This window comes from Bradyrhizobium sp. LTSP885 (assembly GCF_000938305.1).
Classification (GTDB): Bacteria; Pseudomonadota; Alphaproteobacteria; order Rhizobiales; family Xanthobacteraceae; genus Bradyrhizobium.
Genome location: NZ_JYMT01000013.1, coordinates 34031 through 51281, shown reverse-complemented (window position 1 = coordinate 51281; position 17251 = coordinate 34031). Strand labels below are relative to the sequence as shown.

16 protein-coding genes are annotated in these 17251 nt (G+C 64.8%); 14 read left to right on the top strand and 2 right to left on the bottom strand.

All coding sequences use genetic code 11. From position 1 onward, the window contains the following. Positions 1 to 26: 26 nt before the first annotated feature. Positions 27 to 1166, top strand: coding sequence for a DNA replication/repair protein RecF (recF, locus tag UP09_RS09030; RefSeq protein ID WP_044537783.1), 1140 nt, complete (start codon positions 27 to 29; stop codon positions 1164 to 1166). Positions 1167 to 1398: 232 nt separating this feature from the next. After that, positions 1399 to 3834 (top strand): DNA topoisomerase (ATP-hydrolyzing) subunit B, encoded by a 2436-nt coding sequence (gyrB, locus tag UP09_RS09025; RefSeq protein ID WP_044537782.1) that lies wholly within the window; start codon positions 1399 to 1401, stop codon positions 3832 to 3834. A gap of 131 nt (positions 3835 to 3965) precedes the next feature. Here the strand turns inward: gyrB and UP09_RS09020 are convergent, their stop codons facing one another. Next, positions 3966 to 4148 (bottom strand): hypothetical protein, encoded by a 183-nt coding sequence (locus UP09_RS09020; RefSeq protein ID WP_044537781.1) that lies wholly within the window; start codon positions 4146 to 4148, stop codon positions 3966 to 3968. A 109-nt stretch (positions 4149 to 4257) separates the two neighbouring features. Here UP09_RS09020 and UP09_RS09015 point away from each other — a divergent pair, with 109 nt between their 5' ends. Genes UP09_RS09015 through UP09_RS08995 form a run of 5 tightly spaced genes read left to right on the top strand, consistent with a single transcriptional unit; the run spans position 4258 to position 10248 of the window. Next, on the top strand, positions 4258 to 5436 hold the full coding sequence (locus UP09_RS09015; protein ID WP_044537780.1) for a pyridoxal-phosphate-dependent aminotransferase family protein: 1179 nt from the start codon (positions 4258 to 4260) through the stop codon (positions 5434 to 5436). Positions 5437 to 5467: 31 nt separating this feature from the next. Continuing rightward, positions 5468 to 6475: an extracellular solute-binding protein gene (locus UP09_RS09010; RefSeq protein ID WP_082070070.1), complete on the top strand. Its 1008-nt coding sequence runs from the start codon at positions 5468 to 5470 to the stop codon at positions 6473 to 6475. Positions 6476 to 6479: 4 nt separating this feature from the next. After that, positions 6480 to 7541 carry an ABC transporter ATP-binding protein gene (locus UP09_RS09005; protein WP_044537779.1) on the top strand — a complete coding sequence of 354 codons (1062 nt, stop codon included), beginning with the start codon at positions 6480 to 6482 and terminating at the stop codon, positions 7539 to 7541. Continuing rightward, complete coding sequence (locus UP09_RS09000) at positions 7538 to 9175, top strand: ABC transporter permease (RefSeq protein WP_044537778.1); 1638 nt, start codon at positions 7538 to 7540, stop codon at positions 9173 to 9175. Before UP09_RS09005 ends, UP09_RS09000 begins: the two co-directional genes overlap by 4 nt. A 17-nt stretch (positions 9176 to 9192) precedes the next feature. After that, the gene (locus tag UP09_RS08995) at positions 9193 to 10248 is read left to right on the top strand and encodes a threonine aldolase family protein (RefSeq protein ID WP_044537777.1); all 1056 of its coding nucleotides are present in this window, start codon (positions 9193 to 9195) and stop codon (positions 10246 to 10248) included. 68 nt (positions 10249 to 10316) lie between these two features. Here the strand turns inward: UP09_RS08995 and UP09_RS08990 are convergent, their stop codons facing one another. Continuing rightward, positions 10317 to 11231, bottom strand: coding sequence for a LysR family transcriptional regulator (locus UP09_RS08990; RefSeq protein ID WP_044537776.1), 915 nt, complete (start codon positions 11229 to 11231; stop codon positions 10317 to 10319). Positions 11232 to 11391: 160 nt separating this feature from the next. Here UP09_RS08990 and UP09_RS08985 point away from each other — a divergent pair, with 160 nt between their 5' ends. The 7 genes from UP09_RS08985 (at position 11392) to UP09_RS08955 (ending at position 17120) form a co-directional block, all read left to right on the top strand. Continuing rightward, on the top strand, positions 11392 to 12357 hold the full coding sequence (locus UP09_RS08985) for an agmatinase (protein WP_044537775.1): 966 nt from the start codon (positions 11392 to 11394) through the stop codon (positions 12355 to 12357). A gap of 38 nt (positions 12358 to 12395) precedes the next feature. Beyond that, positions 12396 to 13253 carry a transporter substrate-binding domain-containing protein gene (locus UP09_RS08980; protein ID WP_044537774.1) on the top strand — a complete coding sequence of 286 codons (858 nt, stop codon included), beginning with the start codon at positions 12396 to 12398 and terminating at the stop codon, positions 13251 to 13253. A gap of 68 nt (positions 13254 to 13321) precedes the next feature. Beyond that, the gene (locus UP09_RS08975) at positions 13322 to 13981 is read left to right on the top strand and encodes an amino acid ABC transporter permease (RefSeq protein WP_044537773.1); all 660 of its coding nucleotides are present in this window, start codon (positions 13322 to 13324) and stop codon (positions 13979 to 13981) included. Between the two features lie 3 nt (positions 13982 to 13984). Continuing rightward, positions 13985 to 14707 (top strand): amino acid ABC transporter permease, encoded by a 723-nt coding sequence (locus UP09_RS08970; RefSeq protein WP_044537772.1) that lies wholly within the window; start codon positions 13985 to 13987, stop codon positions 14705 to 14707. Next, positions 14704 to 15519 (top strand): amino acid ABC transporter ATP-binding protein, encoded by an 816-nt coding sequence (locus UP09_RS08965; RefSeq protein WP_044537771.1) that lies wholly within the window; start codon positions 14704 to 14706, stop codon positions 15517 to 15519. Before UP09_RS08970 ends, UP09_RS08965 begins: the two co-directional genes overlap by 4 nt. A 3-nt stretch (positions 15520 to 15522) precedes the next feature. Continuing rightward, positions 15523 to 16491 (top strand): arginase family protein, encoded by a 969-nt coding sequence (locus tag UP09_RS08960; protein ID WP_044537769.1) that lies wholly within the window; start codon positions 15523 to 15525, stop codon positions 16489 to 16491. An 11-nt stretch (positions 16492 to 16502) separates the two neighbouring features. Further along, a complete protein-coding gene (locus UP09_RS08955; protein WP_044537768.1) occupies positions 16503 to 17120 on the top strand; it encodes a DUF1989 domain-containing protein in 618 nt (205 codons plus the stop codon). The last annotated feature ends 131 nt before the right edge of the window (positions 17121 to 17251 follow it).

Sequence of the window (17251 nt, the reverse complement as noted above, 5' to 3'; positions counted from 1 at the left end):
AAGCCCGGCCATGACGAAGGACAGACATGACCCCGTCCCGCATTCATCGGCTGTCGCTGACGCATTTCCGGAATTACCGGGCGGCGACGCTGTCGGCGCGGGGCGACATGGTGGTGCTGGTCGGGCCGAACGGTGCCGGCAAGACCAATTGCCTGGAGGCGATCTCGCTGCTGTCGCCGGGCCGCGGCCTGCGCCGCGCCACGCTGGAGGATATCGCCGACAACCAGGGCGACGGCTCGTGGGCGGTGTCATCAGAGGTCGAGGGCGCGCTCGGCCTCGCAACGCTCGGCACCGGCATCGATCCGCCGACCGCCGACGCAACCGCCAGCAGCCGGCGCTGCCGCATCGACCGTGAGCCGGTGAGTTCGGCGACCGCCTTCGGCGATCATTTGCGCATGGTGTGGCTGACGCCGACGATGGATGGGCTGTTCCTCGGCGCCGCGTCCGAACGACGGCGCTTCTTCGACCGCCTGGTGCTCGCGATCGATTCCGACCATTCCAGCCGCGTTTCGGCGCTCGAACGCTCGCTGCGCTCGCGCAACCGGCTGCTCGAAGTGCGCAACTATGACGATCATTGGTGTGACGCGATCGAGCGCGAGACCGCGGAGCTTGCGGTCGCGGTCGCCGCATCGCGCGGCCAGACCGCCGCCAAACTCGCCGTGATGCTGCGCGAGCGCGGCGCGGCGTCGGCCTTCCCTTCGGCCGAGATCATGCTCGACGGCTGGATGGAGAATGCGCTGCTGCAGGAACCCGCCACTGCGGTGGAGGACCGCTACCGCGAGATCCTGCGCGCCAGCCGCCCGCGCGACGCCGCCGCCGGACGCACGCTGGATGGCCCGCATCTGACCGACCTGCAGGTGGTCTATGCGCCGAAGAACATGCCGGCGCGCGATGCCTCGACCGGCGAGCAGAAGGCGCTGCTGATCGGGCTGGTGCTGGCCCACGCGACGATGGTTGCGGAGATGACCGGCATCGTGCCGCTGCTGCTGCTCGACGAGGTCGTCGCCCATCTCGATCCCAACAGACGCAAGGCGCTGTTCGAGGAGCTGGCAAAGCTCGGCGCGCAGGTCTGGATGACCGGCGCCGATCCCGCAGCTTTCATCGACATCGGCCCCACGGGCGAGATCTTCGACGTCGAGTCCGGCTGCGTCACCCGTCGCGGCTGAGGGATGCGGGATCGCACTCCGAAAAGCCCTCGAATCTGCCTCCAAATCGGGCTTTTCAGAGCCTTCGGAATCGACCTCTGACGGTCTTGAAAGACAGTGAAAAAATCCCATTTATTCAATAACTTGTGGACAGAGACTTTGCGCTAGGCGCAATACCTCTTTCGTGGCACAAATAGTGGAATCAGCGCCCCCTCTTGCGCCGCTGATTCGGGACACTCCTCGAAGGCCTCACATGACAGAACCTGCCCGGCAGACCCCTGCCGAATCTGAGCATCCCATTCCGATCGAATATGGTGCGGAATCGATCCGGGTGCTGAAGGGCCTCGATGCCGTGCGCAAGCGGCCCGGCATGTATATCGGCGACACCGACGACGGCTCCGGCCTGCACCACATGGTCTACGAAGTCGTCGACAACGCCATCGACGAAGCGCTGGCCGGCCATGCCACCGCGGTCGAAGTCGTGCTCAACGCCGACAACTCCGTCACCGTGCGCGACGACGGCCGCGGCATTCCCGTCGACATCCACAAGGGCGAAGGCATTTCGGCGGCCGAGGTCATCATGACCCAGCTGCACGCCGGCGGAAAATTCGACCAGAATTCCTACAAGGTTTCCGGCGGCCTGCACGGCGTCGGCGTCTCCGTCGTCAACGCGCTGTCGAGCAAGCTGCAATTGCGGGTCTGGCGCGACGGCAAGGAGCATTTCATCGAGTTCGCCCATGGCGACGCGGTGGCTCCGCTCGAGACCTTGGGCGACGCCAACGGCAAGCGCGGCACCGAGGTGACGTTCCTCGCCTCGACGCAAACCTTCACCAATGTCGAATATGATTTCGCGACGCTGGAGCATCGCCTGCGCGAGCTCGCGTTTCTCAATTCGGGCGTCAACATTGTACTCTCCGACATGCGCCACGCGGTCGAGAAGCGCGAGGCGATGCGTTACGACGGCGGCGTCGAGGAGTTCGTCAAATATCTCGACCGAAACAAGAAGGCGATCGTGCCGGCTCCGATCATGGTGCGCGCGGAGGCCAACGGCATCGGCGTCGAGGCGGCGCTGTGGTGGAACGACAGCTACCACGAGAACGTGCTGTGCTTCACCAACAACATCCCACAGCGCGACGGCGGCACCCATCTGGCCGGCTTCCGCGGCGCGCTGACGCGCCAGGTCAACGGCTATGCCGAGGCCAATGCGAAGAAGGAAAAGATCGCGCTGACCGGCGATGACTGCCGCGAAGGTCTCACCGCGGTGCTGTCGGTGAAGGTGCCTGATCCGAAATTCTCGTCGCAGACCAAGGACAAACTGGTGTCCTCGGAAGTTCGCCCGGTGGTCGAGAACGTCCTGAACGAGGCGCTCGCGGCCTGGTTCGAGGAGCATCCGAAGGAAGCCAAGGAGATCGTCGGCAAGGTGATCCAGGCGGCGGCGGCCCGTGAAGCCGCCCGCAAGGCGCGCGAGCTGACCCGCAAGAACCCGCTCAGCGTCTCCTCGCTGCCGGGCAAGCTCGCCGACTGCCAGGAAAAGGATCCCGCCAAGTCCGAACTCTTCATCGTCGAGGGCGACTCGGCCGGCGGCAGCGCCAAGCAGGGCCGCAACCGCGAGTTCCAGGCGGTGCTGCCGCTGCGCGGCAAGATCCTCAATGTCGAGCGCGTTCGCCCCGACAAGATGCTGTCGAGCGAGCAGATCGGCACGCTGATCACGGCGCTTGGCACCGGCATCAGCGACGATTTCTCGGTCGAGAAGCTGCGCTATCACAAGATCATCGTGATGACCGACGCCGATGTCGACGGCGCTCACATCCGCACGCTGCTCTTGACCTTCTTCTATCGTCAGATGCGCGCGATCATCGATGGCGGCTTTCTCTATATCGCCCAGCCGCCGCTCTACAAGGTCTCGCGCGGCAAGTCCGAGCAGTATTTGAAGGACGAGCGCGCACTGGAGGATTATCTGATCTCGACCGGGCTCGACGAATGCGTGTTCAAGCCGGCCTCCGGCGACGACCGCTCGGGCCGCGACCTGTTGTCACTGGTTGAGGACGCCCGAATCATCCGCTCCGTGCTGCGCAATCTGCACAGCCGCTATAGTCGCGCGGTGATCGAGCAGGCCGCTATCGCGGGTGTGCTGACCCCCAAGATCACCAGCGATGTCGATACCGCGAACTCGGCGGCCGACTACATCGCCAAGCGGCTGGACGCCGTTGCTGACGAAGTCGAGCGCGGCTGGATCGGCACTTTCACCGAAGGGCAGGGTTTCCAGTTCGAGCGCACCGTGCGCGGGGTCAAGGAGGCGGCTGTTATCGACGACGCGTTTCTCGGCTCAGCGGATGCGCGCAAGCTCGACGAATACGCGACCAGGCTGCAAGAGACCTACGTGCGTGCAGGCAAGCTGCGCCGGAAAGATTCAGAGCAAGCCATCCACGGCCCGGTCGGCCTGTTCGAGGCCGTCACCGACGCCGCCCGCAAGGGCGTTTCGTTGCAGCGCTACAAAGGTCTCGGCGAAATGAATCCGGGCCAGCTCTGGGAGACCACGCTCGATACCAACGCACGCTCGCTGCTGCAGGTGAAGGTCAAGGAGGTCGACGAGGCCGACGATATCTTCACCAAATTGATGGGCGACGTGGTCGAACCGCGCCGCGACTTCATCCAGGAAAACTCGCTCAGCGCCAACATCGACATCTGAGCGCCGAGGCGCACGTCGAGGACGCGACGTCGAGAGGTTGGCATCTCCACATCTCGGATCGCGCTACTTCGCCGTCGATACGGCGCCGGACGGCGAAGACGTCGGTCCGTCGACACCCAAACCGGGCGGCGTCAGGAAGCGCCTGTTTCGGCCGATGGCAGGCTGATGATCCGCGGCGCGCCGACCTCCCGGGGCAGTTGCGCGCCGAGCACAAGCGAGAGCTGATGCGAGGCGCTGCGTGCACCGGCTCCCACGAAACTGTCCAGGATCGCCAGCGCGTGCTGGGCAGCGACGACCCCTTGCGTCTTCAGCATCGAAATCCCTGTCTTGGCGATTTTCGGTTGACCTTGGCTCGCCACACCAGCGAAATGCTGAGATCGGAGCCGCCGCCCCCTACCTGCGCCAGAATCGTGATTTCAAGCTATGACCCGCACCGAAACGCCATCCGCCATCGCCGCGACGGGATACCGTCTTCGGCTTCCCGGCCCCACGGAAGTGCCCGAGCGAGTGCGGCACGCGATGGCCCGGGTGATGGTCAGCCATCGCGGTCCCGAGTGCCGGACTGCGATCGGCCAGGCGGAGGAGATGGTCCGCCCGATTTTGGGCACAACGAACCACATCCTGTTCTTTGCCGCCTCCGGAACCGGCGTCATGGAGGCCGCGCTCGTCAACGTGGCCGGACCCGGCAGCCGGATCCTCGTGATCGAGCATGGTCAGTTCGGTGAGCGTTTCACCGCGATCGCCAAGGCCATGAACATCACAGTCGACACGGTCGCGATCACGTGGGGCCAGGCGATCGATGTTGGCGCGGTGGAGGCCCGGTTGCGCGAGCAAGATTATCGAGCCGTCGTCGTCGTTCACAATGAGAGCTCGACCGGGATCGTGGCCGATCTCGCAGCCCTGGGCGCGCTTGTGCGCGACCGGCCGACGCTGCTCGTCGCGGATTCGGTGAGCGGTCTCGGCGGCATCGAGATGCGGCAGGACGAATGGGGCGTCGACATCGTGGTCTCGGCCTCGCAGAAGGCCTTGATGTGCCCGCCGGGCCTCGCGCTTGCCAGCGTAAGCGCCAAGGCGTGGCGCGTGATCGGTCAGGACGAGGGACGATCGGTGTTCTATTGGGATTTTCGCCGCGCGCTGAAATCCGCGGAGCAGAACGAGACGGCGTTCACGGCGCCGGTGAGCCATATCTATGGCCTGCGTGAAGCCCTGACGATGATGCACGAGGAGGGATTCTCCAATGTGCTCGCGCGCCACAAGCGGCTATCCGGCGCGCTGCGCGCCGGCGGCGCGGCGCTCGGACTTGCAGATTTTTGCAACGATGGGCCGCGCTCGAGCACGGTCGTGGTTTTCAAAGTCCCGGACGGGCTCGAGGGCGGCGCCATCGTGCGGCAGCTCTACCAGGATCATCGCACGGTGATCGCCGGCGCCCGCAACCGTCTCTCCGGCCGTGTCATCCGGTTTGGCACGATGGGCGCTTTGAATGCCGGGACCATTCTGACCGACCTTCTGCATCTCGAAGACGCACTGACGAAGCTTGGCCTCCCGATCGAACCCGGTGCCGGACTCAAGGCCGCCACCGAGCACCTCGCCGCAACCACATGAGCAACGGCTAAACTTACAAGGGCGAACCACGATGAGATCTCCTGCCTCCGTCCTCGCCCGCGTCGTGACGCTCGCCGCATCGCTGTTCGCGGCCGGGTTGGCGTCGGCCCAGGAGAACGTCGTGCTCTATTCGTCCAACGACGACACCGTGAACAAGCTTGTCGCCGACGGCTTCGCCAAGGCGACCGGAATCAGGGTCGACGTGGTCTCGACCGGCTCAGGTGTTCTTGTGCGCCGCATCGCCTCCGAGGCCGCCAATCCGCAGGGCGACGTGATCTGGGGCGTCAGTGCGACGCTCCTGCGATTGGCCAGCCCGCACCTTCAGCCCTACCCGGCCAAGGGCCGCGAAGCCGTGCCGGACCAGTTTCGCGATCCGAACGACCTTTGGCTGGGCACCAACATCCAGGTCGTTGTGATCGGCCAGAACACCAAGGCGATCGACAAGGCCAGCGGACCCAAATCCTGGGCCGACCTCCTCGACCCGAAATGGAAGGGCAGGCTCGCTTATACCGACCCGTCCAATTCCGGATTCTCTTATGCCGCTGCCACCACGCTTCTCTCGCTGTGGGGCGACGGAGACGCGGCCTGGACCAAGATCGGCGAGCTGCTTGCGAATGCGAAGGTGCTCAACCGCTCGACCCAGGTCTTCGACGGCATCGGCAGCGGCGAGTATCCGCTCGGCATCACCCTCGAATATGCCGGCTTCCTGTGGGCCCATAATGGCGCGCCGGTGAGCGTCGTCTATCCGGCCGAGGGCACATATGCAGGCGTCGAGGGCGCCGCGGTCCTGAAAGGCGGACCGAACCCCGAGACGGCCAAAAAGCTCGTCGACTATCTGGCCAGCAAGGAGGTCCAGGAGATGCTCCTGAAGGCGACCTTCAGGCGCCCTGCCCGCCAGGATATCGAACTCGACGCATTGGCGTCCGGCATGGCGCCGTTCTCGGCGATCAAGGTGTTGCCCTACGACGAAGGCAAATGGGAAGCGGCGCGGCGCGACATCCTCGCGCGGCTGAAGACCACGATCCAGAACACACGCTGATCCGATGACCACGATCCGGATTGAAAACCTGACCCGCAGCTTCGGCGCGGTGCGGGCCGTGGATGACATCTCGCTCGATATCAGGCATGGCGAGCTATTCACGCTGCTTGGGCCTTCAGGCTGCGGAAAGACGACCCTGCTGCGCATGATCGCCGGCTTCGTCGATGTCGAATCCGGCTCGATTTCCTTCGACGACCGGCGCATCGATAGCCTGCCTGCGCATCGCCGCGACACCGGCATGGTGTTTCAAAACTATGCGATCTTCCCCAACCATACCGTGGCCGAAAACGTGGCTTACGGGCTGAAGGCCAGGAAGGTCCCGGCTGCCGAGATCGGGGCGCGTGTCGAGAAGGCACTCGAGCGGGTGCGTCTCGTTGGCTACGGTCAACGCTCGCCACACCAGCTCTCGGGCGGTCAGCTGCAGCGCGTGGCGATCGCCCGCGCGCTCGTGATCGAACCCGCTGTGCTCCTGTTCGACGAGCCCTTATCCAATCTCGACGCGCAGCTGCGCACCGAAATGCGGATCGAGGTCCGGCAGCTGCAGCAGGCACTCGGCCTGACCGCGATCTACGTCACGCATGATCAGGAGGAGGCACTCGCCATTTCCGACCGCATCGCCGTCTTGCGTCACGGCAGGGTCGAGCAAGTCGACACACCCGAACGCATCTACCGGCTGCCGCAAACCGCCTTCGTGGCCGAGTTCCTCGGCTCGACCAATATGGTGCCGGGCATCGCGGGAGCTTTCGACGGCAACAACACCGTTGTCGCGGCAGCCGGAACGGAGTTCACGGTCAGGGGCGAGATCGCCGCGCCGGGGGTGCCGGTGCTGCTGTCGCTGCGGCCGGAGGCCTTGCGGCTGGGGAACGATTCCACCGGCCCACTGGTTCAAGCCCGGCTGGCGTTGCGCGAATTTCTCGGCCCGGTGCAGCGACTTCACGCAACCCTGCCGGACGGTACCCAGATTCGGATCGCGGCGCTCGGCGGACAGGTGTTCGATGTTTCGCCGGGCGCGCCGCTCGCCCTCACCTACGACCCCGCCCAGATCAAGGCGTTTCCGGCGCCATGAAACGCTTCGCCACCATCGTGACACTGGCGGCGCTGGTGCTGCTCGCGGTGTTTCTGCTCTATCCGCTGGCGCTCGTTCTGGATGCGAGCATACGGATCGACGGCACGGGCGGCCTGACACTTGGCAACTACGCGGCGATTGTGAAGAGCCGCTATTATCTCGGCTCGATCGGCAACAGTCTGCTCTGCGCCGCGCTCGCGACGACGTTCGCATGCGCCATCGGCATCCCGCTCGCCTTCTGTCTCGCCCGCATCGACATCCCAGGCCGCGCGCTCTTGCTGACGCTTGCGACCCTGCCGCTGGTCCTGCCCTCGTTCGTCAGCGCCTACGCGCTGGTGCTGCTGTTCGGCCATGCCGGCGTCGTCACCACGGCGTTGCGCGGGATCGGCATTCCTATCGGTTCGATCTACGGCCTGCCCGGCATCGTCATCGTGTTCACGTTGACACTCTATCCCTACGTCGTCATGCCGGTGCTGGCTGGCTTCCGGGCCGTCGACGCCTCGATGGAGGAAGCGGCGCGCAATCTCGGCGGTTCGCGACCCTATGTAATCCGCACCGTGTTGCTGCCGATCGTGATGCCGGCGATCCTCGCCGGCGGATTGCTGGTCTTCATTGAGGCACTCGAGAATTTCGGCGTGCCGGCGGTGCTGGCTGAAGACCGGCCATTCCTGGCCGTCGACATCTTCAAGCTATTCGCCGGCGAATCCGACGCCAACCCGGCCGCGGCGGGAGCGCTCAGCGTGCTACTGATCGCCTGCACCGCGCTCGCGCTGCTGGTTCAACGGCACTATCTCGGCAAGCGCCGTTTCTCGACGAGTGCCCGCAGCGCGCCGGCGAAATTGCCGCTGACGCCGGGACTGCGCCTGGTGGCCACCATCGTGAGTTGGGGCATCGTGATCGTCTCGTTGCTGCCGTTCGCGGCCGTGTTGATGGTCTCATTTCTGCGCTTCCGCGGCCCCGTCCTGACCTGGGAGCTGGGATTGGGCAACTACGCCACCCTGCTGTCGGGCTCCTATCGGCCGCTGCTCAACACGCTCACCCTCGCCAGCATCGCCGCCGTCGCCACCATGCTGATCGGTGCCCCGATCGGCTATGTCGTCGCCCGGCACCGCTCCCGCTTGTCTGGACTGCTCGACTTCGTCGGCATGGTGCCGTTTGCGGTCTCGGGCACGATCCTGGCGATCGGGCTCATCATCGCGTTCAACAGCGGTCCTGTGATTTTGACCGGAGGCTGGTTGATCCTGGTCATCGCCTATGTCGTCCGTAAGCTGCCGTTCGCGATCCGGTCATCTTCGGCAATCGTGCATCAGCTCGATCCTTCGCTCGAGGAAGCCTCGATCAATCTCGGGGTCTCGCCAGCCAAAACCTTCGCGACCCTGACGGTGCCCTTGATGGCGAGTGGTCTTGTCGGCGGGCTGGTGCTGGTCTGGATCACCGCGGCATCCGAGTTAAGCGCGACCATCGTCCTCTATGCGAGCGGCTGGGTCACCACGACCGTTGTCATGTACCATGCCATCGAGGGCACCGGCGCGGGGCTCGCGGCCGCCGCTGCCGCGGTGCTTATCCTCGTCACCGCAATTCCGTTGCTGCTGATCAACCGGCGCACCGGCAAGCAGGAAACAACCGTGATATGACGGCAGGACGGAACGGCATGAACGAAGCAACTCGGACGCTCCCGAATTTTCGCAGCGACAATGTCGCGCCGGTCAGCCCCGAGATATTGCGGGCGATCGAGGAGGCCAATCGCGGCCCCGCCGCCGCTTATGGCGACGACGATTGTTCGAAGCTGCTCAATCGGCGCTTCTCGACGCTGTTCGAGACCGAGGTCACGGTGTTCCCGGTCTCGACCGGCACAGCGGCCAACGCCTTGTCGCTCGCGAGCTGCGTACGGCCCTATGGCGCGATCTATTGTCACGAAGAGGCGCATATTCACACGGCAGAGGGCGGCGCGGCAGAAGCCTTCACCGGCGGCGCGAAGCTGCTCCCTTTGCCCGGCCGGCACTTTCGGATCGAGCCGTCGATGCTACGCGAGGCGCTCGCTGGCGCCGCCTGGGGCGTCCGCAATCGCTCCCAGCCCGACGCGGTGTCGATCACGCAGGCCAGCGAATATGGCACCGTCTACCCGCTCGCCGAGATCGCCGAGATCGGGGCGATTGCTCACGACAGGCATCTGTCGCTGCACATGGATGGCGCGCGGTTCGCTAATGCGCTGGCGCGACTCGGCTGCAGCCCGGCCGACATGACCTGGCGGGCCGGCGTCGACATCTTGTCCTTCGGGGCGACCAAGAACGGCGCGATGTCGGCGGATGCGATCGTGGTGTTCGACCAGAAACTCGTCGAGTCCCTGTCCTATCGGCTGCGCCGCGCCGGCCAGACCTTCTCGAAGATGCGCTATGCGGCTGCACAGCTGCTCGCTTATGTAGATGATCGGCTCTATCTGCGGCTCGCGGCGAAGGCCAATGCCGTGGCAGCCCGGCTCGGCGCGGGTCTCGCTGCGTTGCCCGGCGTTCGGCTCGTGGCGCCAGTGGAAGCCAATCTGGTTTTCCTCAACCTGCCGGCTGTGGCCATCAACCGGCTCGCGGCAACCGGGCTGCACTTCGCGCGGCGGGGCCACGATGTGATCCGGTTCGTCGCCCGATTTGACAGCACCGAACAGGAGGCGGACGAGGTCATCGCGCTCGTCCGTGACGCAATCTCTGGAAGCTGAGCAGTCGTTGGCGGACCTCGATGGCGACTAGCTAGGCGGCCTGTTTCCCGTCGGGCAACAGCTCTCGTTCAATCCGCGGACTGCGGCCGGGTCAGCAGTTTAGCCAGCAGCCGGCCACTCGGCGGCAGCGGCCGATCAATCGACGAGATCAGCGAGAACTGGGTCGTATAGCGGAACGCCTCGGCTCCCGAGACCTCCTCCAGATGATGGATCGGGCCCAGCATCTCGACGTAGTGTGTCGGCAAAAAGCCGACAAACCCGCCGCCGACCAGTATCGTTGCGACAGCCTCCAGCCCAATGGCGACGGCATGCTGCTTGATGTGCAGGCGCCGCGCGAGATTTTGCGTGCGCCGATCGTTGGTACGCGTCACCAGAGCGACGTTGCTGTCGCGCAAGTCCCTGAGCGTCAGCGGTGCCGCGGCCGCCGTGTAAAGCCGGAACTCTTCGGTGAATAACGAGACGTAATCGAGTTTGCTGTTGCCGGTGGGCTGTCCGCTGATGGCGAGATGCAGGCGTCGCTCCAGCACGTCCTCGACAAGCGCGCTCGGCATGCCGATCGCGATATTGAGCGTGACATCGGGCGCAGCGGCGCGAAACCGGGCGAGGGTGTCCGCGAAGCGGCACCGCGGGTTGGACAGGCAGTTGTCGGCGATGCCGATCTTCAACTCGCCGGAGACAATGTTGCGGGCCAGGTTGAGCTCATGATGCACCATTTCAAGCGCGTCGCAGGCGGCAATGCTGGCGTGCAGGGCGCGGTGGCCGAAATCGGTCAGTTCAAAGCCGGACGGGCCGCGAAAGCAGAGCCGGCTGCCGAGCCGCGTTTCCAACGCCAGCAGATGACGGCTGATAGTCGATCGTTCCATGCCGAGCTGAGTTTCGGCGGCGGTCAGGCCGCCGGCTTCGGCAACGGCGCGAAAGATCCGCAACAGCCGCAGGTCGGCTTCGGTGAGATGTGGAACTGGCGCGTGCGCGACGTGCTTCATGTTGCACTCCCTACAAGCATGGTTTCGCAGACTGTCATTCCAGGCGTTCTCCCGCCCGGGCTACGGTGGGGCAGCTGCCGATAAGTTCGGCACACCACCCGCTGTGACCTCGATCCGACTTATCTCAAGCTGACTTATCTCAAGCTGACTTGGAGGACGTATGGCTCTACCCCTGACGGTGCCGCCTTCGCTGGGGCACCAGAGCCTGCTCTGGTCGCCCATCTGCACTGACCTCGACACCCTCGACGCGCACATCGCCATCCTCGGTATCCCGTTTGGCAGCGCCTATCATGCCTCCGCGATCACCAACGATCAGTCGAAAGCGCCCGACGCTGTCCGCTCGGTCACCGATCGCATCTGCCGCAGCCTGGAACGCTACGATTTCGACGTCGGCGGCCCGATCTATGGCGGACGGGCGCTGAAAGTGGTCGATGTCGGCAATGTTCCAGCCGACATGACCGATCTTCGCAGCCACTCCATCCGCGCTGAAGAAGCGGTAAGCAAGATTCTTGCCGCCGGTGCCATGCCGATCACCCTCGGCGGCGACCATGGCATCCCGATCCCGATCCTGCGGGCCTACAAGGGACATGGCCCGATCACGCTGATCCAGGTCGACGCCCACATCGACTGGCGCGACGAGGTCAATGGCGTCCGCGACGGCCTGTCCAGCCCGATCCGCCGGGCCTCCGAGATGCCACACGTCGGCGAAATCTTCCAGATCGGGATTCGCGCCCAAGGCAGCGCGCGGCCCGAAGAGGTTGCGGCGGCGGCTGCCTACGGGTCCAACATCATTCCGGCCTTCGAAGTGCACGACAAGGGCATGGACGCGGTGCTCGAGCGGATTCCGGATGGCGGCCAATACTACATCACCATCGACGCTGACGGCCTTGATCCGAGCGTGATGCCCGCTGTCGAGGGCCCGGCGCCGGGCGGGCTCACCTTTCATCAGGTCCGCAAGCTCATCCACGGCCTGGTCGGCAAGGGCCGCGTGGTCGGGATGGACATCGTGGAGATCACGCCGTCCATCGACGTCAACATGATCAGCTGCATCACTGCCGGACGTCTGATCGTGAATCTGATCGGCGCGGCGGTGAGGGCGAACTATTTCGACGCGCCGCCCGTGTGAGGCGGCAGCGGTTTTCGGACCCGGGAAAGGATAGTGCGATGTTGAGGATGGACCGCAAGACGCTGGGCTCTCTCGCCGGCGGTATCTGTTTAGCACTCGTGGCGAGCCAGCAGGCGTTCGCCGAGACGACACTGGAAAAGATCAAGCGGACCGGCGAATTGACGGTCGGCACCGAAGCGGCCTTTCCACCCTTCGAGTTCGTCAAGGACGGCAAGATCGTCGGCTACGGCTCCGATATCCTGGCCGAAGTGGTCAAGGAGCTCGGTGTCAAGAAGCTGAACCAGCTCGACCTGCCGTGGCAGGGCATCCTGCCGGGCGTGCTGGCCGGCAAGTTCGACTTTGTCGCCACCACGGTCGGCATCAATCCAGAGCGCGCCAGGCGATACGCCTACACCATGCCGATCGCCGATGGCGTGCCCTATGCCATGAAACGCAAGGGCGACAACCTCACCAAGCCGGAGGACCTCAACGGCAAGGTGGTGGCAACCCAGCTTGCGTCATCGACCGAGCCGGTTGCCCGTGCGCTCGACGCCAAACTGAAGGCCGCCGGCGGGCCGGGCTTCAAGGAACTGAAACTCTTCACCGCGTTCCCTGAAAGCTATGTGGCGCTCGCAAGCGGCGAAGTCGATGCGGTGATCCAGTCGCTGCCAAGCCTCGCAGCCCTGGTCAAGGAGAAGCCTGACGTCTTCGAACTGCTCGCGCCGACGCCGCAGGACGGCGGTTACAACTATCTCGCCTGGGTGACACGGCCCGACGACAAGGATCTGCGGGACGCCATTTCCGCCGTGATCCGCAAGATGCGCGACGACGGCCGCCTCGCGGCCCTGCAGAAAAAGTGGTTCGGCTTCGAAATGACGGTCCCCGATCAGGGCTATCTGCCGCCCGGCGCGATGTAGGCCGCGCGGCGGCGAGGCAGCAGGAGGCCCGGCAACGTTCGTTTCACGCGACATGAAGGGCACCCTCCATGGGCTTCAAGCTCGATTACCTGTTTTCGATCCTGCCAAGTCTCATGAACGCGGCGCTGGTCAATATCCGACTGGCCGCCATCATCATGCTGCTGTCGGTTGTGCTGGGCACTGCGTTCACGATCGTGCGGTCGCTGAAAATCACCGCGGTGAACATGATCATCGCCGTCATCATCAGCTTCGTGCGCGGCACGCCGCTGCTGATCCAGATCTTCATCGTCTATTATGTGCTGCCGGCCATCGGTCTCGATCTCTCGCCGGAGGTGGCCGGCGTCTCCGCCATTGTGTTCAACAGCATGGTCTTTGTCAGCGAGAGCATGCGCGGCGGCCTCGCCACCATCGAGACCGGCCAGATCGAGGCGGCGACGGCGCTCGGCCTGCCGCCGCGTGCGATCTGGCTGAAGGTCGTGCTGCCGCAACTGTTCCGCCGCATCGTTCCGGTGCTGATCAACGAGGCGACCATCGTGGTGAAGGGCACCGCGCTGTTGTCGGTCATCACGGTCGTCGACGTGCTGCGTACCGCGCAGCAGATCGCCAGCGCGAACTACCGGCCGTTCGAAACCATGATCGGATCGGCCCTGGTGTTCCTGGTCATCAATCTCGTCATCAGCCTGTCCGGCAGGATGACGGAGGCGCGCTTCGCCACGGCACGGATCTGAGCAATGCACTTTGATCCCACCGTGCTCGCCGACTACTGGCCGCTGCTGCTGCAGGGCGCCTGGCTGACCATCCAGGTCTCGGTAGCGGCGATGGCGATCGGCTATGCGGCGGGAATCGTGGTGGCGTTGATCGCACTGATGCCGGGTTGGCCGCTGCGGCTTGTCACCGCCTCCTATGTCGAGACGCTGCGCAACATCCCCTTCATCATCCTTCTGTTCGTGGTCTATTACGGCTTGCCGTTTGCGGGCATCCGCCTGCCGGCGACGCTGGTCGGGACCGTGGCGCTGGCGCTTTTCGCCAGCGCCTATTACGCCGAGATCGTGCGTGCTGCGATCCTTGCCCTGCCGCGCGGCCAGTTCGAAAGCGCTCGCGCCATCGGCATGTCACCCGCCAGCGCCATGTGGCACGTGGTGGCGCCGCAGATCCTGCGCGCGCTGGTGCCACCGTCCACCAACATGACGCTGACCATGATGAAGGAGTCGGCCGTGCTCTCCTCCATCACGGTGCCGGAGCTCACCTACCAGAGCCTGGTGGTGCAGGGGAACACATTCGCGCCCTTCGAGGTGTTCGCGGCGGTGGCATCGATCTACTGGCTGATCGCGAGCGTGATCGCGGAAGCCTCGCGACGCCTGGAGCGCCGGGTCGGTACAGCGCAGGCCGAGAGCGTCAGCCGCAACCCGATCGCCGAGCGCTATCTCTCGCTCGTCGCGCGGAGGGCCTCATGAGTGCGCCCATCCTGCGGGTCTCGGCCTTGACCAAGCGCTTTTTCGGCGTCACCGCGCTTGATCAGGTCTATCTCGATGTGCGCGAAGGCGAGATTGTCGCATTGATCGGCCCAAGCGGCTGCGGCAAGAGCACGCTGCTGCGCTGCCTGACCTGGCTCGAACAGCCCGACGACGGCTTCATCGAAGTGACCGGCAAGCCGTTCGGGCGTGAACTGACGCCGGGTGGCGTGGTCCGCCGGCAAAGCCGCCGCCAGATCGATGCGTTGCGCCCAAAAATCGGCATCGTCTTCCAGCAGTTCAATCTCTGGCCGCACATGACTGCGCTGGAGAACGTGGTGCGCGCGCAGATTGTCGTGCGGCGCCGCCCGCGCGTGGAGGCGATTCGGCGCGGCGAGGAACTGCTGGAGCGGCTCGGGCTCGCCGACCGCATGGACCGTTATCCGCATGCGCTCTCCGGCGGGCAGAAGCAGCGGGTGGCGATCGCGCGGGCACTGGCGATGGATCCGGCGCTGATGCTGTTCGACGAGCCGACCTCCGCGCTGGATCCCGAGCTGGTGGGCGAGGTGCTCACCGTGCTGCGATCATTGGCCGAGATCGGCATGACCATGCTGGTCGTCACCCACGAGATCGGCTTCGCGGCCAACGTCGCCGACCGCATCGCCTTCATGGACCATGGCCGCATCCTGGAACAAGGGCCGGCGCGCGAAATCATTTCCGCACCGAAAGAGCCGCGCCTGCGCAGTTTTCTCGATCTGGTGCAGGCGGACCGCCGCCCGATCCATCCCCTGACCCCGAGCAACATCACGGAGTAAGCCATGTCCCGCGTCAACCGGCCCTATGTCGGCATCCCGTCCTTCCTGCGTGCACCAATCTGCGAGGACCTGTCCACGCTTGACGCGGCCATCGCCGTACTCGGCGTGCCGTTCGACGAAGGTTCGCCGTTCCTGCCCGGTAGCCGCTTTGCGCCGCGCGCATTGCGTGAGCATTCGCTGCGGTTCTACGGCAGCGGCCGGGGCTATTACGATCCGGAGACCCGGCGCGAATATCTGGTCGAGGAAATGTCGCGGGGACTGATCGCCGATGCCGGCGACGTCGACATCCATCCGGCCAACGCGCCCCGCACCTTTGACAACATCACCGCCATGGTGCGCGGCATTATCGATCGCGGCGCATTGCCGGTGGTGCTCGGCGGCGATCATGCCATCACCTATCCGGTGTTCCGGGCCTTCGACGAGAAGCTGCACGTCATCCATTTCGATGCGCACACCGACTACGCGCCGTTCGAGAATGACCTGACCATCACCAACAGCCATGCCTTTCGCCATATCGCCGGCATGGACAACACGCTGAGCCTGACCCAGGTCGGGATTCGCAGTCTGCGCCATTCGCCCGCGCAGGTGGAGGACATCATCAACGCCGGCAACCGGGTGATTCCGATGGGCGAGTTCCGCCGGATCGGCCCGCAAGGCGTCGCCGACCTGCTGCCCGAGAACTCGCGGGTCTATGTCAGCATCGATGTCGACGCCATGGACATGTCGCTGGTACCGGGCTGTGTCTCGGCCGAGCCCAACGGGATGAGTTACGCCGAGCTTCGCGACAGCCTGAAGGCCATTGCCGAGCGGCACGATATCGCTGGCTTCGATTTCGTCGAGGTCAACCCGCCGCTTGATGTCGGCACCGGCGTCACCGCCTATCTGGGCGCGCTGACCGTCATCGAATTCCTGGGTCATATCTGCGCCCAGCCCCGCTGGGCGGCGCACCGCGCCAACCGTCACGCCACCTGAAGGAGGAAATCATGACCGAGCCACACGACACCATTCCAGCCACGCGCGGCAAGGCGGTACGGCTAAGCAAGGGACAAGCCGTGCAGATTATCAATACCCATGGCTCGCAGGTGGTGGACACCTGGGCGTTCTGCGCAGAGGACCTCGGACATCACATGTCGATGGAGCACACAAGGGTCGAGAACGGCAGGTTGATGCCGGCTGCGGGCCAGACCCTGTTCACAAACAAGCGCGAACCGATCCTGGTGCTGGAGGAAGACACCTCGCCCGGCATCCACGACACGCTGATGGCGGCGTGCGACCGCTGGCGCTACGAACATCTGGGCTGCACGCACTATCACCGCAACTGCGCCGACAACATGATCGAGGCCATGGCAGAAATCGGCCTGACCGCCGGCCATGTGCCCCAGCCGCTCAATCTGTTTATGAACATCCCGGTCAATGCCGACCTCAGCCTGACCCAGGGCGAGCCGCTGAGCCGGCCGGGCGACCACGTCACCCTGCGCGCGACACGGGATTGCTATGTGGTTTTCTCAGCCTGTCCGCAGGATATCACGCCGATCAACGGTGCCGGCCGCAAGCCGACCGAGGCGCATATAAGGCTGACCGGCACGTCGGCTGTTTCTTGAACGGAGACGCTCGGCGCTGGCCCGCGGCGCCGAGCGGGGCTCATGAGAGGCGGTTTGCAGAGTCCGGATTTGCGTTATTCGAGTCATGGATTTGTGTTACGGTTGGCCAGCAACCCTTGATTCTATTGTTG

Excerpts from the sequence above, each read along its gene's own strand:
- recF (WP_044537783.1), top strand. The coding sequence starts at position 27 with ATGACCCCGTCCCGCATTCATCGGCTGTCGCTGACGCATTTCCGGAAT.
- UP09_RS09020 (WP_044537781.1), bottom strand. The coding sequence starts at position 4,148 with ATGCTGAAGACGCAAGGGGTCGTCGCTGCCCAGCACGCGCTGGCGATC.
- UP09_RS08985 (WP_044537775.1), top strand. The coding sequence starts at position 11,392 with ATGGCTCTACCCCTGACGGTGCCGCCTTCGCTGGGGCACCAGAGCCTG.
- UP09_RS08995 (WP_044537777.1), top strand. The coding sequence starts at position 9,193 with ATGAACGAAGCAACTCGGACGCTCCCGAATTTTCGCAGCGACAATGTC.
- UP09_RS09000 (WP_044537778.1), top strand. The coding sequence starts at position 7,538 with ATGAAACGCTTCGCCACCATCGTGACACTGGCGGCGCTGGTGCTGCTC.
- UP09_RS09015 (WP_044537780.1), top strand. The coding sequence starts at position 4,258 with ATGACCCGCACCGAAACGCCATCCGCCATCGCCGCGACGGGATACCGT.
- gyrB (WP_044537782.1), top strand. The coding sequence starts at position 1,399 with ATGACAGAACCTGCCCGGCAGACCCCTGCCGAATCTGAGCATCCCATT.
- UP09_RS08990 (WP_044537776.1), bottom strand. The coding sequence starts at position 11,231 with ATGAAGCACGTCGCGCACGCGCCAGTTCCACATCTCACCGAAGCCGAC.
- UP09_RS09005 (WP_044537779.1), top strand. The coding sequence starts at position 6,480 with ATGACCACGATCCGGATTGAAAACCTGACCCGCAGCTTCGGCGCGGTG.
- UP09_RS08980 (WP_044537774.1), top strand. The coding sequence starts at position 12,396 with ATGTTGAGGATGGACCGCAAGACGCTGGGCTCTCTCGCCGGCGGTATC.
- UP09_RS08965 (WP_044537771.1), top strand. The coding sequence starts at position 14,704 with ATGAGTGCGCCCATCCTGCGGGTCTCGGCCTTGACCAAGCGCTTTTTC.
- UP09_RS08960 (WP_044537769.1), top strand. The coding sequence starts at position 15,523 with ATGTCCCGCGTCAACCGGCCCTATGTCGGCATCCCGTCCTTCCTGCGT.
- UP09_RS09010 (WP_082070070.1), top strand. The coding sequence starts at position 5,468 with ATGAGATCTCCTGCCTCCGTCCTCGCCCGCGTCGTGACGCTCGCCGCA.
- UP09_RS08955 (WP_044537768.1), top strand. The coding sequence starts at position 16,503 with ATGACCGAGCCACACGACACCATTCCAGCCACGCGCGGCAAGGCGGTA.
- UP09_RS08970 (WP_044537772.1), top strand. The coding sequence starts at position 13,985 with ATGCACTTTGATCCCACCGTGCTCGCCGACTACTGGCCGCTGCTGCTG.
- UP09_RS08975 (WP_044537773.1), top strand. The coding sequence starts at position 13,322 with ATGGGCTTCAAGCTCGATTACCTGTTTTCGATCCTGCCAAGTCTCATG.